General features: G+C 64.4%; 13 protein-coding genes. 6 read left to right on the top strand and 7 right to left on the bottom strand.

Annotated elements, in window-relative coordinates:
- Nucleotide 1: 1 nt before the first annotated feature.
- The 5 genes from HHL08_RS03925 to HHL08_RS03905 form a co-directional block, all read right to left on the bottom strand.
- Complete coding sequence (locus HHL08_RS03925) at nucleotides 2-832, bottom strand: SDR family NAD(P)-dependent oxidoreductase (RefSeq protein ID WP_169571171.1); 831 nt, start codon at nucleotides 830-832, stop codon at nucleotides 2-4.
- A gap of 19 nt (nucleotides 833-851) precedes the next feature.
- Entirely contained in the window at nucleotides 852-2225 is a 1374-nt protein-coding gene (locus HHL08_RS03920) for a phosphotransferase (RefSeq protein WP_169571170.1), read from the bottom strand.
- On the bottom strand, nucleotides 2222-2599 hold the full coding sequence (locus tag HHL08_RS03915; RefSeq protein WP_169571169.1) for a nuclear transport factor 2 family protein: 378 nt from the start codon (nucleotides 2597-2599) through the stop codon (nucleotides 2222-2224). The genes HHL08_RS03920 and HHL08_RS03915 overlap by 4 nt, the downstream gene beginning before the upstream one ends.
- 2 nt (nucleotides 2600-2601) lie before the next feature.
- Entirely contained in the window at nucleotides 2602-5022 is a 2421-nt protein-coding gene (locus HHL08_RS03910; RefSeq protein ID WP_169571168.1) for a TonB-dependent receptor, read from the bottom strand.
- Nucleotides 5023-5165: 143 nt separating this feature from the next.
- Nucleotides 5166-5816, bottom strand: coding sequence for a TetR/AcrR family transcriptional regulator (locus tag HHL08_RS03905; RefSeq protein ID WP_169571167.1), 651 nt, complete (start codon nucleotides 5814-5816; stop codon nucleotides 5166-5168).
- A 150-nt stretch (nucleotides 5817-5966) separates the two neighbouring features.
- Between HHL08_RS03905 and HHL08_RS03900 the strand changes: the two genes are divergently transcribed.
- Genes HHL08_RS03900 through HHL08_RS03875 form a run of 6 tightly spaced genes read left to right on the top strand, consistent with a single transcriptional unit; the run spans nucleotide 5967 to nucleotide 13299 of the window.
- Nucleotides 5967-7589, top strand: coding sequence for a GMC family oxidoreductase (locus tag HHL08_RS03900; protein WP_169571166.1), 1623 nt, complete (start codon nucleotides 5967-5969; stop codon nucleotides 7587-7589).
- A complete protein-coding gene (locus HHL08_RS03895) occupies nucleotides 7586-9076 on the top strand; it encodes an aldehyde dehydrogenase family protein (protein ID WP_169571165.1) in 1491 nt (496 codons plus the stop codon). Before HHL08_RS03900 ends, HHL08_RS03895 begins: the two co-directional genes overlap by 4 nt.
- 4 nt (nucleotides 9077-9080) lie before the next feature.
- Entirely contained in the window at nucleotides 9081-10241 is a 1161-nt protein-coding gene (locus HHL08_RS03890) for a sulfotransferase family protein (RefSeq protein WP_206377699.1), read from the top strand.
- Complete coding sequence (locus HHL08_RS03885) at nucleotides 10228-11406, top strand: hypothetical protein (protein ID WP_328804560.1); 1179 nt, start codon at nucleotides 10228-10230, stop codon at nucleotides 11404-11406. Before HHL08_RS03890 ends, HHL08_RS03885 begins: the two co-directional genes overlap by 14 nt.
- The gene (locus HHL08_RS03880) at nucleotides 11388-12155 is read left to right on the top strand and encodes an SDR family NAD(P)-dependent oxidoreductase (protein WP_235954796.1); all 768 of its coding nucleotides are present in this window, start codon (nucleotides 11388-11390) and stop codon (nucleotides 12153-12155) included. Before HHL08_RS03885 ends, HHL08_RS03880 begins: the two co-directional genes overlap by 19 nt.
- Nucleotides 12156-12192: 37 nt before the next feature.
- On the top strand, nucleotides 12193-13299 hold the full coding sequence (locus HHL08_RS03875) for a phosphotransferase (RefSeq protein WP_169571164.1): 1107 nt from the start codon (nucleotides 12193-12195) through the stop codon (nucleotides 13297-13299).
- 28 nt (nucleotides 13300-13327) lie between these two features.
- On the opposite strand, the gene HHL08_RS03870 is transcribed toward HHL08_RS03875, so the two are convergent.
- Both HHL08_RS03870 and HHL08_RS03865 read right to left on the bottom strand, forming a co-directional pair.
- Nucleotides 13328-13984, bottom strand: a complete 657-nt coding sequence (locus tag HHL08_RS03870) for a TetR family transcriptional regulator (RefSeq protein WP_169571163.1) — start codon at nucleotides 13982-13984, stop codon at nucleotides 13328-13330.
- Between the two features lie 80 nt (nucleotides 13985-14064).
- The gene (locus HHL08_RS03865) at nucleotides 14065-14946 is read right to left on the bottom strand and encodes a Rossmann-like and DUF2520 domain-containing protein (RefSeq protein ID WP_169571162.1); all 882 of its coding nucleotides are present in this window, start codon (nucleotides 14944-14946) and stop codon (nucleotides 14065-14067) included.
- Between the last annotated feature and the right edge of the window lie 171 nt (nucleotides 14947-15117).

The following is a 15117-nucleotide window of genomic DNA, read 5'->3' as shown; positions in this document are numbered from 1 at the left end:
ATCATCCCGGCAGAAATGTGATCGGTGCCCCCATACTGGCACGATAGGATAGGGGCTGCTTGCCGTCCGTATCGCGCAGGCCATAGCCTTCGCCCAGTTCCGCGCCGATCAGCGCCTTGCCCGACAAGGCGGCAAGATCGGGATCGTCCATCAAACGGTCCAGGATAAGCCCGGAAAATTCCGGGGTTTCCCAGGACGGCAGCATCGCGCGCAACTCTTCGGGCAGCAGTTCGGGCGGCATGGCGCGCACCGCATCGGTCAGGATGAAGCCGGGCCATAGGGACACCGCCGATACGCCATGGGGCGCCAGGTCGATCGCCATGTCGGCGGTCATCTTGTCCGTGCCCGCCTTTGCCGCGCCATAGGCTGGACCGTGAAAATAGGACACGGCGCCGTAGAAGGATATGCTGGCGATCAGTCCCCTACCCGCCGCGACCATCATCGGCGCGGCATGGTAGGCGGCGACATAGGCCGACCGCAGGCCAACATTTATCATATCGGCCAGATGAATTGGCTTCTCCCAGAAACCACCCGGCGCGATCAGGTCCATCGCATGGACGGCCGCGACATTGTTGACCAGCAAGTCCAGCTTGCCGCCGGTCCACTCCGCCAGCGTGGCGAAGGCTGCGGCCACCGCATCATCGTCGCGATGGTCGCACAGTAGCGCGAGGCCTTTGCCCCCGGCCCGGTCGATCTCCGCCACTACCGCGTCCAGTTGCGTGGCGTCACGCCCGGTAACGGCGACCCTATGGCCCCGCGAAGCCAGGCCGCGCGCGATGCCGCGCCCCAATCCGCGCGTCGCACCCGTCACCAGCACTATCTTGTCGCTCATGTACCTGTCCCTGTCCTGTTCATGCCTTGCGCGTGACCGGCAACACCACGTTGCTGGCCGCCACGCCCAGCGCGGTCGGGCCGAAAAGCTGGAGTCGCCGCCCCTCTATCGTGCCAAGCAGGGTGATGAGCGCCGCGTCCTGATCCGGCCCGGCAGCGCTCACATGCGCCTCCAGCGCCGTGGCCGCCGCGTTCCAGTCCTGAAACGGCCGACCCAGTAGCGCCGCCACATCGGCGACGTTGTGCGCGACCATATCCGCGCCATGGGCGTCGGCGCGCTGCGCCCATCCGACCAGTTCGGCCACCTGCATTTTCTGCATCTGCGCGCCCTCATCCGCTACCGCCAGTCCGGCCAGCGTATCGGCGATCTTGGCCATCAACGGCGCATTGTCACCCTGTCGTTCGACCAGTGGCGGCAAATCGGGCAGCGCCACGCCCGACAGGGCGGACAGGGCCAGCAGGATCGACCGGCGCAGCGCCAGGTCGAACATCAGATAGACCGAATGGGGATCGCCCGCTTTGGGCGCACCCACGGTCCCGGTGAACTGCATCGTGCCCAGCAGGGAAAATTGCAGGACGTGGAACAGTATGGCGTCATGATCGACCGGCTCGCCCGTCGCCTCCTCATAATAGCCGATCAGTTCCGCCAGCGGCGCGCCCAGCGGTTCGAAACTGTTGCGCATCCCCATCGTCGCGATATCGACCAGCGGATCGCCGATCATCGAAAATTCGAAATCATACAGCTTCGTCATCGCGTCCTGATCGACCAGATATTGGCCCGAATCGAACTGGATGAAGCTGGCCTGGGTACGGTGATCCGGCACGTTGCGGCGCAGCCAGCCGATCACGAACGCCAGCAAAGGTTCGGGACGGCTCTTTGTACGCCGATAATGCGGCATATAGGCGTCCAGCCCGGCCAGCGCGATCGCCTCGGCACCGTCCGGCTGGTGTAGTCCGGCCGCGACGAAGGGTTCGATGGGCAGCCGGTGCATCGCCGCGACGGCGTGCATATAGTCCCGCCCGACCGCGCTTTTGGTCGCATCGTCCAGCGCGGAGAAATCGCGCGTGCCCGCTATCGCTTCCATGACGATGCAGGGCGGATCCGCCAGATAGCCATGGATTTCCGGTACCGGCAGGCCCTGCCTGTGAAGCAGGTCGATCACGTCCGCCTCCCGCTTGAGGTCGGGGAAGATCGACACGTCGCCACCCCGGTCGCCACGCAGGTGTAGGCGGCGCACCACCCCGTCCACCTCCACATCGGCGAACCAGGAAGGGCGCCAGCGTATCAGCCGTTCCAAGCCAACGACCCTGCCCCCGGTCAGTTGTTCGACATAGCCGGTGATGCGCCCAACCGCCGCATCGTCATAGTCGTTGAGCGGAGCTGCGCCGCTCACGGCGCGAAAGCCTCCGCCGCCGCGCGGGTGTCCATATATTCGCGCCCGGACAGGATCTGGCCGTCGCGGATCACCAGCAGGTTATGATAGTCGTTGCGATAGACCCGGTCGGGGAAGACCATTTCGCCGCGCACTTCCACAGCGACCCTGTCCCCTTCAGCGGTGATGCCAACCACCTGCGCGCTGCGTCGCTGCGCCGACAACAGGCCGCCTGTCACGCTGGCGATGAAATCGGCGCGGCTCATATCGCCAAAGCCCGATATCCACCATGTGCAGTCGGGATGCTGCAACGCGTCGATCGTCGCGGCGTCCCCCTCTTCCACCGCCTGCATGTAGCGGCGGGCAACCGCCTTGTTCGCTTCCAGATCGGCCATGCTCATTCTCCCAGACGATAGCGCAGGGTCAGGCCATATTGGCGGGGCGGGCCGAAGATGGCGGTGTTGAAGCCCAGCCCCGCCCCCGACACGGCGCCGATCGCCTGATAGGTCTTGTTGAAGACGTTACTCATATAGACGCCGACGTCGACCGGGCGGCCACCGACATTGCGCCAGTCCAGCCGTATATTGGCTAGGCCATAGGCCGGCAGCGCGGTGTCGACGAAGGACAATTTGCTGGAATGATAATAGTCCGCCGACGCATTGAGATCGCCCATCGCGCCCAGCGGGATGCGGTATTGCGCGCCCAGCGTGAAGGTCGCCTTCGCCACCAGGTCGAACGGGATTTCCTGGGTCGTGAGATAGGCGGCGATCGGCGCGGGCGCGGTCAGTTCGCGCGTCTTGGTGTCGAGCAGGTTGCCGCCGAAGGTGAAAGTCAGCCGATCGGAAAACGCGATGCGTCCGTCAAAATCCAGCCCCGCGACCCGCGACTTGCCGGCATTGGCCAGCATCGTGCCCGACTGCGGATCATTGTCCGCGCTGCAATCGCCATCGGGCGAGTAGGGCGCTTCGCCAAACACCGGATCGCCCGCAACGCAGCCGGGCTGTGTCAGCAGGCCGCTCAGCGCGATCTGCACCCCGTCATAATAGCCCACAAAGCCCGACAGGTTCAGCCGGACGCGGACGTCGCCCAGCGTCCAGTCCGATCGCACCCCCAGTTCCAGGTCGGTGACGCGCTCAGGCCCGAAGGACTGGTAGGGCGCCAGCCGTCCGCCAAAGGTCGGCGTATTGATGCCGCCGGTGCGATAGCCGCGCCGCGTGGAAACATAGGTGAAGAGGTCGGACGTCACCTGCCAGTCGAAACCCACAGTCCAGGTGGGCGCATCGGATTTGGCAGTGTTGGTGGTCGCGCCGATCAGGATCGGGTTGGTCGATACGCATTCATTGGGGCGGACGGTCCCCTGGGTGGTGTTGTCGGTCGCCGTACAGGCGATTTCCTTGTCCCAAGTGTAGCGCAGTCCGGCGTTGAAGCGCAGACCCTGAGCGATTTCGTCCAGCTTTATGTTGACGTTACCGAACAGCGCTTTGCTCTTTTCGGTGTAGAAATTATATTGGAAGGTGCCGTAATTTTCGGGCGGCAGGAAGGGCGGCAGCACGACCTGCGCGATCGAATTGCCGCTGCCGGTCGGGCCATAGGGCTGGCTTTTCAGATAGAAGCCGCCCACCAGCCAGTCGACCCGGTCGTCAAGCGCGCTGCCCTTGACCTGCACTTCGTTGGTATATTGTTCGACATTGTTGACCGCGCCTGCGTTCAGCAGGGTCAGCGGCAAGCCGGCGGGCAGTCCGGCGGCGGGATTACCGGTCGTGATCAGCAACGGCACGCCGTCGGTGTTGATATTATAGTTCACATAGGTTTTGCGATAGCCGAAGATGTTGGTGAAGCTGACCCCGCTGTCGCCCAGGTCGATATCGGTGCGGTTGGTGATGCCCCAGCGGCGGGTGCGGTTGATCGCGGGGGACACGTCGCTGTCGATCACGCGGGGGCCGCGCGCCTGCTGCGCCGCCAGCGCATCCTGCATAGCGCTGCGCAGACCCAACAGGTCGATCAGGCTGGGATTGTCGAACAGGCTGGTCAGCAACACCGCGTCGCCGGTGTAGTTGTTGCGATACCAATCGAAGATAGTGAGGTTCTTGAAACCCTCGACTGGTTCGGCCAGCACGGACACGCGGAACGCGCGGGAATTGACGTCGTCCAGGTCGCCGCCCAGTCCGATATTTTTGGTATAACCGTCACGTTTTTCGTACCGGCCCGCGACCCGTACCGCCAGCTTGTTGTCCACGATCGGGATGGACAGCGCCCCTTCCAATTGCTTGCGGTCATAGCGGCCGTAGCCCGCCTCGACATAGCCGCCCAGGACATATTCGGGCGCAGCGGGATAATAGAGGACGGCGCCGCCGGTGGTGTTGCGGCCAAACAGCGTGCCTTGCGGGCCTTTGAGAACCTGGACCGACGCCATGTCATAAGTTGCGACGCCGCTGCCGAAGGTCGGCGCGGGCACATCGGCAAAATAGCTGACGACGGCGGGCGCGTTGGACCCGCTCAGCGCCTTGGACTGGCCACGGATCTGAAACACCGAATTTTCGCGGCCGCCCGACCCGGACAGATAGACCCCGGGCGTCTTCATCATCAGGTCGGCGGTGGTGGCGATATTGGCTTCGCGCAGCATGTCCGCGTTGAAGGCGGTGACGGACACGGGCGTCGACTGAATGCTTTCTTCGGATCGGCGCGCGGTGACGACGATGTCGTCGATACTGGGTGACGCTTGCGGCTGGGCCGTTTGAGCGATCGCCAGGACCGGCAGGGTCAGGGGTGCAACGGACGTTAAAAGGACCGCAAGACGCGCGGTGAAAATCGGGCGCATATTATCTCTCCCAGAGCAGCGGAACATCATGTTCTCGCAAGCCTGACCTTTGCCAGTGCCGTCGGGAGATGTAGAAGACGATCGTCTTAGTCGTGCCTATCGCCGGAGAGGGCCTGCGATTTTCGTCCACGGCCCCGCTATGGTTAGCCTGGCATGTCGTCGGCTTCGACGAAGGGCGGCAGCATGAGCAAGGCGCAGCCCGCCGTGATGAGGTCTTCGAGATATTGGTCGGAACGCGGATAGGCGCCCCCGGTCAGGTTGGCCACCCGGTCGCCATAGCTGACGCCCATCAAGAAATTCGTCACCGCCACCGACAGGCGCATGGTGAAAACCTGATCCGACATGGCGGCACAGCATCCCCGCAGCGCCTGGTGGACCAGCGCGACCGCCGGTCCTTCGCGCGCGCTGTCAAAGGCTTCGTCGAACGGATCGTTCAGGATCAGGTGCAGGATGAACTGCGAATAGATCCATCTTTGCCGTCCTTCGAACGCATCGAGCACCGGCAGCAGAAATAGTTCGAGCAGGCCGCGAATATCGTCGGGCAGGCGCGGCAACCTCTGCATCCGCAGCGTCCGGCAATCGTCCACTTCCGCCTGGCGGATGTCGTATATCGCCCGGATCAACAGCTCCTTCGATCCGAAATGACGATAGATGGCGGAATTATTGCCCTGCTTGGCAACGCGCAGGATTTCGCGGATGGACGCCCCCTCGATCCCGCGTTCGGCAATGATTTCCTCCACGGCGAGCAGCAGCTTGCGCGCGCCGGGTCCATAATCTTCCCATTTACCGTTCATATCCGCACGCATCGCAATTCGCGGGTCGCAAGCCAAGCGGAAAACCGAACTGTCCGCGATGAGCGCGCCGACCGCCTACCTATCACCCGACAGGTGGGACTAAGGCCACGTCTATGGTCTTTAGCGGCCATGGCGAGGAACCCTAACGGCATGTACCAGAATGGCTACGACTATATCATCATCGGTGCCGGGTCGTCCGGCTGCGTGCTGGCGAACCGGTTGTCGGCCGACCCGGCGGTCACGGTATTGCTGGTGGAAGCTGGCCCGGACGACAACAGCCCGCTGATCGCGATGCCGCGCGGCATCGGCAAATTGCTGGCGCCGGGCAATCCCCATGTGTGGGACTATGCCGTGTCGCCGGGCGGCAATGCGCCGCAGGAAAGCTGGCTGAAGGGGCGCACGGTCGGCGGATCGAGTTCGGTCAACGGCATGGTCTATGTGCGCGGAGCTCCCGCCGATTACGACGCGTGGGAAGCGGCAGGCTGCACCGGATGGGGATGGCAGACGATGGGCCGCCATTTCGTCGCGCTGGAGGATCATGCGCTGGGCGCCAAGGCGTGGCGCGGGACCGGCGGCCCGCTCAAGGTGAGCGTCCATCCGTCTGGCGATCCCTTGTGCGAAGCGTTCCTGACCGCGGCCGAGCAGGCCGGGACGCAGCGGGTGGACGACATGAACGACATCCCCGCGGTTACGCAGGGCGGCATGGGTTATCAGCCGACATCCACCTATCGCGGCAAGCGCTTTTCCGCTTCGCGCGCTTTCCTGAAACCGGTGCGGGGACGCGCGAACCTGACCGTGGTGACCGACACCGACGTCCAGCGCATCCTGTTCGACGGACAACGGACCAGCGGCATCCTGCTGCGTGATAAAAATGGCATTCACGAAGTCTCGGTACGGCGCGAAATCATCCTGTCGGCCGGAGCGATCCAGAGCCCGAAACTGTTGCAACTGTCGGGCATCGGCCCCCGCGCCCTGCTCGAATCGCTGGCCATTCCGGTCGTGGTCGATGCGCCCGGCGTCGGCGCCAATTTGCGTGAACATCGCTATCTGAGCTTCACCTACAAGGTGCGCGGCAACAGCCTGAACCAGAAACTGTCTGGCCTAGGTCTGATCGCGTCGGTGCTCCGCTACTTCTTCGGATCGAAAGGGGCGCTGACCCACGCCGCGCATGAAGTGGGCGGCTTCATCAAGACGCAGGCGTCGCCCGACCGGCCCGATGCACAGATCGGCCTGGGGCTTTATTCCTTCCATACCGATGCCAAGGGCGCGGTGGCGCTGGACCCTTATCCGGGGATGACCGTCATCGCCTATTATCTGCGGCCCGACAGCCAGGGGCAGGTGCGAATCAGCGCCGCCGATCCCGATGCGCCTCCCATCATCGACGCCAATCACTTGGCCACCGATGCCGACCGGACGCACTTCGTCGCGCTGTTCCGCTGGCTGCGCGGGCTGGCCATGCAACCCGCGCTTCAGAACTGGATCGTCGCGGAGACGGGCAAGACCGTGGGTATCGAGGCGGACGAGGATATTCTCGCCAACGCCATCGCCCTGGGCGGTACGACCTTCCACATTTGCGGGACGTGCCGGATGGGCGCGGACGAAGACGCCGTGCTCGACCCGCAATTGCGCGTGCGCGGCGTGACCGGCCTGCGCGTGGTCGATACCTCCATCATGCCGACCATCGTGTCGGGCAACACCAATGCGCCAGCGATGGCCATCGCCCTCAACGCCGCGGAGATGATCCTGCGGCCCGGACAGGATATCCAGCCATGACCATCCCCTTCACAACGATCGACAAGCTCTACATCGACGGCGCATGGGTTGCGGCGGGCGCAGAGCGCGACGCCATCATCAATCCGGCAAGCGAAGCGGTGATCGGCCACGCGCCCGTGGGCAATGCGGCCGCAGCGGAAGCGGCGATCGCGGCGGCGCGCGAGGCGTTCGACAACGGCGTCTGGCCGCGCATGGCGATGGCCGAACGCGCGACCTATCTGCGCCGGATGCATGCGGCGCTGGACGCGCGACGGCCGCAGATCGTCGCGCTGATCGTGGCGGAGGTCGGCTGCGCGCAGGGGGTGACCCACGGGATGCAGGTCGCCAATCCGCTCGACCATCTGCTCGCCGCGCTGGAGCATTCGACCCGCGACGACAGCGTCCGCCTGCCGATCGACATTACGCCCAACCCGTTCAATCCCGATGGCCCGCGCAAGATGGGCGGCACGACCGTGGTGCGCGAACCCGTGGGCGTGGTGGCGGGCATCACCGGCTATAATTTCCCCTTCCTCATCAACCTGGCGAAGATCGTGCCGGCGCTGCTGGCGGGCAATACGCTGGTGTTGAAACCCTCCCCCTTCACCCCCTTTTCCGCTTTGCTGTTCGGCGAGATCGCCGAGGAGATCGGCCTGCCCAAGGGTGTGCTGAACGTCATCACCGGCGGGCCGGAAGTGGGCACGATGCTGACCAGCGACCCGCGCGTCGACCTGGTCAGCTTCACCGGGTCCGAAGGCGTGGGTGCGGCGATCATGGCGCAGGCGGCACCGACACTGAAGCGCGTCCATCTGGAACTGGGCGGCAAGTCCGCGCTGATCGTGCGGCACGATGCGGACGTCGCGCGGGCGGCGGCGATGGCGGTCGCCGTGCTGTCCGTCAATGCGGGCCAGGGCTGCGCGCTACTCACCCGGCTGGTGGTCCATAACAGCATCCGAAAGGCGTTCGTGGAAACCGCCTGCGCCGTCGCCAGCCAGTTCAAGATCGGCGATCCTGCCGATCCGAGTGTTGCAATGGGGCCGTTGATCCGCGAATCGCAGCGCAGCAAGGTCGAAAATCTGATCGCCATCGGCCGTGATGAAGGTGCCAGAATAGTCCACGGCGGCGGGCGGCCTGCGGGCCTGGACAAGGGCTTCTTCACCGAGATCACGATTTTCGACGATGTCGACAACGCCATGACCATCGCCCAGGAGGAAGTGTTCGGCCCGGTCGGCTGCATCATCGGCTTCGACACCGACGAGGAAGCGGTCCGCATCGCCAATGATAGCCGCTATGGCCTGAATGGCGGCATCGAGACGGCGGACGCCGCCAAGGGATACGAAATGGCCCTGCAAATCCGGTCGGGCAGCGTCATGCTGAACGGGGGCACCGGGCGCATGAGCTATGCCCCGATCGGCGGCTACAAGCGGTCGGGCGTCGGGCGCGAATATGGCCCCGACTGGCTGCACGAATATCAGAACCAGAAGTCGATATTCTATCCGGTGGGGCTGTAACACCATGGCGACGATCAGCAGTAGCCATGAATTTCCCGATGCCGATACGCTTCTGGATCGCTATCCCCTGCCCGACTATCTGCGGGAGAATGTGAAGCCCGGCCTCACCATGTTGCTGGCGTCGATGGCGGAGGACCGGGCACTCAACACCAATGGCCACGCCCGCGCGCTGCACATCGTAAACGATGATCTGTCGCGGCTGAAAGCCATCGCCGATGATCGCGCGCGTTACCCCGAAATTGCGGATGTGGAGATCAAGCAGCCGCTGTTCATCCTGGGCCTGCCCCGCTGCGGCACCAGTTTTCTTCATGCGTTGATGGACGGCGACCCGCAGGTCCGCACCCCGCTGATGTGGGAAGTGGCCGAACCTTCGCCCCCGCCAGAGGCCGCCACGGCGGACACCGACCCGCGCATCGCCCGTTTCGACGCGCATCTGCGCGCGCAACTGGGCGCGGATGCCGATGAATTGCTCAAGGCCCATCCGCTGGGCGCGATGATACCGCAGGAATGCGGGTCGTTCATGACCACGTCGTTCCAGAGCAGCAATCCCTGCATGTTCCAGCATCTCCCGCGCTTCTACGACTGGTTCAAGGGGATCGACGCGACCTTCCGCTATGAGGTGCACAAGATGTGGCTCCAGCATCTGGGCTGGCGCCATCCGGGCAAACATTGGGTGCTCAAGATTCAGGAGCATATGTACAAGCTGCCCGAATTGCTTAGCGTCTATCCCGATGCGATCTTCATCCAGCCGCATCGCGATCCCACCACCGTCATCGCCTCCATCTCGCAATTGATCAGCGTCATTCGCGGGCCATCCTACGACGATCTGGACCTGCACGCGCTGGGGGCCGAGTTCCTGCAACTGTGGTGGGACGGGGTGAAGTGCAGCATGGACTATCGCAAGGCGCATCCCGACCTGCCGATCCATGACATGCGCTACAAGGATCTGGTGGCCGATCCGGTGTCCACCATCCGCGCGGCTTACGACCATTTCGGCTGGGACTTCACGCCGGATTCGGAAGCGGGCATCCTGGGTTGGCTGCATGACAATCCGGCGGGCAAACATGGCGCGCGCAGTTATACGTTGGCCGATTATGGCCTGACCACCGATCAGGTCAGCGACCGGTTCGCCGAATATATCGAGACATACCGTGCCTATATCTGAGCCGTCCGCCTGGCGCGGCTGGCTGGAAACGATGGCGAACGCCGAGAGCGTGCTGTACAGATTGGCCGATCCCGCAGACCCGCAGGCACGGGCGGAGGCGCATCGCCTGCTCTTTGCCGCGCTCGCCACCGGCTACCAGACCGCGTTCGCCGACGCCGACCGGCCCGATTTCGTGCCGTCGGTCAGCAATGTGCTGAACACCGTCGGGGTCAATCCCGACTTCATCTATGGCGCGGCGCGGATCGATGGCGGGGGCGTGTACCGGCTGTCGGGCCAGCGCGGCGACGGGGTGTTCATATTCATCGATCTGGTCGCGGGCGGGCTAGGGCCGATGGAGCAATTGGGGCCGTCTGTCGGGATGATCGACATCGACGCCTGCACGCTGGGGCCGGACGGGGCGTTCGACATATTGGTCGGCGGAGAACGGCCGGAGGATCATGCGGGCGACTGGTTCCCGCTCGATCCACGTGCCGTCACCATCGGCCTGCGCCACGCTTATTATGACTGGGGCGTGGGCCGGGAATTGCGGATCGCCATCGAACGGGTCGACCGGCCCGTGGGCGGCGCGCCCATGCCGGCGGCCGAGATCGCGCATCGACTCGATCGCCTGTCCGCTTTCGTCGAACGCTATGCCGGTTTCGCACTGGGCTATGGCCAGCGGCAGCGGGCGCAAGGCTTCATCAACCGCCTTGAATATGACGACTGGGCCGGACGCGGCGGCGTGGCCGGGCAGCATTATTATCAGGGCATTTTCCGGCTGGAAGCGGGGCAAGCGATGATTATCGACACCGCGATGCCCGATCAGGTCCGTTACTGGAATGTGCAGCTGAGCGATCCGCTGTGGAACACGATCGACTGGATCAATCATCAGAGCAGCCTGAATGGCGGCCAGGCCGTTCTGGATAGTGACGGCCGGTTTCGCGCCGTTATCGCGATCGACGATCCCGGCGTGCCCAACTGGCTGGACCCGGCCGGGCGGCTGGAAGGATCGCTGATGCTGCGCTGGACCGGCGCGAGTTCGGGACCGGAGCCGCTGCTGAGAATCGTGCCGGCGGCAGAGATACGCGCGCACCTGCCCAGCGATACGCCGGTGATGACGCCAGAGCAGCGCGACGAAGCCCTCCGTCGGCGCAGGCGCGGCGCGCAATGGCGGCGACGCTGGTGATGGAATTTACCGGCAAGGTCGTCCTCGTCACGGGGGCGGGATCGGGATTGGGCCGTGCCGCCAGCCTGGCCTTCGCGCGGGAGGGCGCTATGCTGTGCCTGTTGGGGCGCAGCGCAGACAAGCTGGCGGAAACGGCGCGGTTGATCGGGGAAGCGGGTGGCCGCAGCGTGGAACTGCCCTTCGACCTGGGCGATGCCGATGATTGCGCTGCGTCGATCGCAGCGGCCGTCGCGGCGTTCGGGCGGCTGGACGTGCTGTGCAATATCGCCGCCGACGTAATGTTTCATCAATTGTCGGACGTCACGGCAGAGCAATGGCATCGCACCATCGCGTCCAACCTGTCCGGCCCCTTCTTCCTGATGCAGGCGGCGATGCCGCATCTGGTCGAAAGCCATGGCAATATCATCAGCGTGGCGTCCACCGCGGGCTTCATGGGCCAGGCCTATCTGGCCCCCTATACCGCGTCCAAATTCGGCCTTGTCGGCCTGACCCTGTCGCTGGCGATGGAGATGATGGACAGCCCGGTCAGGATCAATGTGCTGGCCCCAGGCCCGATGCGGACGGAAATGACGAAGGGCATGGCATTTCCCGACTTCGCCGATCCCCGGTTGCTGGCCCGTTACACCGGGATGCGGCCGCCCTGCCCGCCCGAGGATGTGGTGGAACCGCTATTGTTCCTGGCGTCCGACCGCGCGCGCCGGGTGCATGGCGCCTGCTGGGCGGTCGATGGCGGGATCATGGCCGGTTAGCCGCGCCGATATAATAAACAGGAAAGGATAGCTTTGCATGGCCGACCCACTGGCGCATCCGACATCGGCGGCGGACATCACGCCCGCCTATCTGACCAGGCTGATGGCACAGGCCGTGCCCGGCGTGACCGTCACCCATGTCGATATGGTGGAGGCCAAGACCTATGGCGAGCAGTTCGTGTCCACGGCCGGGCGCGTGATCGTCAATGTCCGCTATGGGCCGGGCAGTCCGGCAGACCTGCCCACACGCCTGGTCGTGAAGGTCGCGCGCGGCGTCGACAAGATATTGGCACCCTTCTACGAAAATGAAGTCAATTTCTACAACCGCGTCCGTCCCGAACTGGACCTGGAGACGCCGCGCAGTTTCGGCGCGGGCTTCGATGCGGTATCGAGCGACTTTGCGATCGTGCTGGAAGACCTGACCCTGCGCGGCGCGACCTTCCCCAGTGTCCTGTCGCCGGTAACGCTCGACACTGTGCGATCCATCCTGTCGCAGCAGGCGAAGCTGCACGCCCGCTTCTGGGAAAGCCCCCGCCTGCGGCCTGGCGGCGATCTGGCCTGGGCGGGGAGCCATGTCGAGGGCAAGGTGGCGGAGCTGATGATGGTGGGGGCCGAGCCGCTGATCCAGCATGAGATCGACACCGTGTCGTTCAAGCGCGAGATGGTACAGCGGCTGCGCACGACCGGCCCGGCCCTGCGCAACGGCACCTTGGCGCTGCACCGGCACCAGCAGAGCCTGCCGCAAACGCTGGTCGAGGGCGACATGCATATCGGCAATAGCTATATATTGCCTGACGGGTCGGGTGGCCTGCTCGACTGGCAACTCACCTGTCGCGGCCATCATATGCACGATGTCAGCTATCTGGTGACGACGGCGCTGTCAGTGGAGGATCGTCGCGCCCATGAACAGGATCTGGTCCGCTTCTATCTCGATAGGCTGGCGGTCGAGGGCGTGACCGATGGCCCCTCGTTCGAGGACAGTTTCACCGAGTTTGGCCGTTGCCTGATGTGGGCGGTCTATATCGGCTGGCTGACGACGCCGGTGGTCAATTATGGTTGGGAAATCAATGTCATGAACCATTTTCGCCTGACCACGGCTTTCGAGGATCATGATACGGCAGGCCTGATAGGGCAGATCGCGTAGCCGCAGTTTGGGTGTTGCAACACCAAAGTCAGACCCGGCACCAGCTTTCGACGATGTCGATGACATTGGTGCGCCGCCGCGCCAGCACCTTGGGCGCGGTGACGTCCCGTTCGAAGCCGTAGGATACGGTGTAGCGGTTCGATACATTGTAGAAGCAGAGCGCGCTGATCGTCATATGCAGTTCCAGCGGGTCGATGCCTTCGCGGAAATGGCGGCTCTCCACGCCACGCGCCAGGATGTTGCGTAACTGTTCCACCACCTTGCGATTGCGTTCGCGAATGCCGGGAATCTCGCCGATATGCGCGCCGCGCAGGATATTCTCGTTCATCACCAACCGGACGAATTCGGGATGCTGATGATGATAATCGAAGGTCGCGCCGACCACGTCGCGCAGGGCGGCGTCGGGGGCAAGGTCGCTGCGCGTATTGTCGGCGTCGATCTCTCGCACCGCAGTATAGGCGCGTTCCAGCACGGCGCGATACAGGCCCTCCTTGCTGCCGAAATAATAATAGATCATCCGCTTGGACGCGTCGGTGCGGTCGGCAATCTCATCGATGCGCGCACCGCTTAGCCCTTTGTCAGCGAACTCCAGCGTGGCGACGTCCAATATGTTGAGACGGGTTTCCTCCGCCTCGCCAGCCCGTCCGCCCGCCTTGCCCTGCATATTCGTCGGCGATTTGGCCACGCATACATCCTTTTTTGTCTGTGACAGGGCATAGCTTGGCAGCGGCGCGTCCGACAAGAGAGGATGAAGGAACTGGATAGTTAGGGGACGGACGCCAGCACCTGCCGTAGCTCCGTCGCCGGTTGTGCGCCGATGCGTTCCAATGCGTCCAGCGTCGCTGTCGCCATGGCGCGATAGGCGGGGAGCAGGTGCGGGCTTGTGGCCGACAGCGCGGCCACATGGTCGGCGATGGTGTCGCCGTCGCCCCGCAGCAGCGGTCCCGACAGGGCGGGCATGCCCCGATCGAGGCTGTTATCGAGCGCGGCGCGCACGAGCGGACCGAGCAGCGCACCCGGTTCGGCGATTCCCGCGGCAGTAAGGGCGTCACGCGCACCAGCGATCAGCGTCACCAGATGATTGGCGGCGTGGCATAGGGCGGCGTGGTAGAGCGCGCGCTGCGCTTCCTCTACCTGCTCCATGATCCCGCCGAGCAGGGCAACAAGCGCTTGCGCGGCCGCGATCGCCGCCTGTGTGTCGGCGGTGACGACGAAGCGGGCGCCGACCATGCGGGCGGCTTCCTGAACGGGATCGCCGGTGAAGGTCATAGCGGGATGCACCGCCGCGGTCAGGGCACCGCGCTGCGCCAATGGGGTGAGGAGCCCTGCGCCGCTGCGGCCGCTGAGATGGAGGATGAAGGGCTCGGCGACTGCGGGCAGGCGTTCCGCCAGTGCGCCGACTAGATCAGGGATGGCGTCGTCCGATACCGCGACCAGGATCAGGTCGCAGGTAGAGGCGATCGCCGTCAGGTCATGCGCCGCTCGCGCGTGGCCGATGCCGGCGACCATGGCGTCGCGCCGGGCCGGGTCGCGCCCCCAGACCAGCAGCGGATCGGTCGTGTGGTCGTGCAGGGCCAGCGCCATGGCGCGGGCGACGCGGCCGGCGCCGATGATGCCGATCCGGCGATAGGGTGGGTCGCTGCGCATGGGGGATGCTTAGAACATTCTGAAGTCGGCCGAAACAGCCGTCGGCTGGCAGAATCCGACAGAAAGATCAGAGCGTCTCTGGCACGCCGATCAAGCACCAAGGACGGCGCGCACCACCATCACACCGCATGTTCGTCCGCCTGGCTGATTTCAGGGAATCGGCCAGTGACC

Source organism: Sphingobium psychrophilum (assembly GCF_012927105.1).
GTDB lineage: Bacteria > Pseudomonadota > Alphaproteobacteria > Sphingomonadales > Sphingomonadaceae > Sphingobium > Sphingobium psychrophilum.
The sequence above is the reverse complement of the archived record's forward strand: the minus strand, read 5'-3'. Positions and strand labels throughout refer to the sequence as shown.

What these genes read in the sequence shown, in the direction of transcription:
- HHL08_RS03910 (WP_169571168.1), bottom strand. Translation starts at nt 5,022, where the DNA reads ATGCGCCCGATTTTCACCGCGCGTCTTGCGGTCCTTTTAACGTCCGTT.
- HHL08_RS03900 (WP_169571166.1), top strand. Translation starts at nt 5,967, where the DNA reads ATGTACCAGAATGGCTACGACTATATCATCATCGGTGCCGGGTCGTCC.
- HHL08_RS03865 (WP_169571162.1), bottom strand. Translation starts at nt 14,946, where the DNA reads ATGCGCAGCGACCCACCCTATCGCCGGATCGGCATCATCGGCGCCGGC.
- HHL08_RS03905 (WP_169571167.1), bottom strand. Translation starts at nt 5,816, where the DNA reads ATGAACGGTAAATGGGAAGATTATGGACCCGGCGCGCGCAAGCTGCTG.
- HHL08_RS03890 (WP_206377699.1), top strand. Translation starts at nt 9,081, where the DNA reads ATGGCGACGATCAGCAGTAGCCATGAATTTCCCGATGCCGATACGCTT.
- HHL08_RS03915 (WP_169571169.1), bottom strand. Translation starts at nt 2,599, where the DNA reads ATGGCCGATCTGGAAGCGAACAAGGCGGTTGCCCGCCGCTACATGCAG.
- HHL08_RS03875 (WP_169571164.1), top strand. Translation starts at nt 12,193, where the DNA reads ATGGCCGACCCACTGGCGCATCCGACATCGGCGGCGGACATCACGCCC.
- HHL08_RS03895 (WP_169571165.1), top strand. Translation starts at nt 7,586, where the DNA reads ATGACCATCCCCTTCACAACGATCGACAAGCTCTACATCGACGGCGCA.
- HHL08_RS03925 (WP_169571171.1), bottom strand. Translation starts at nt 832, where the DNA reads ATGAGCGACAAGATAGTGCTGGTGACGGGTGCGACGCGCGGATTGGGG.
- HHL08_RS03880 (WP_235954796.1), top strand. Translation starts at nt 11,388, where the DNA reads ATGGCGGCGACGCTGGTGATGGAATTTACCGGCAAGGTCGTCCTCGTC.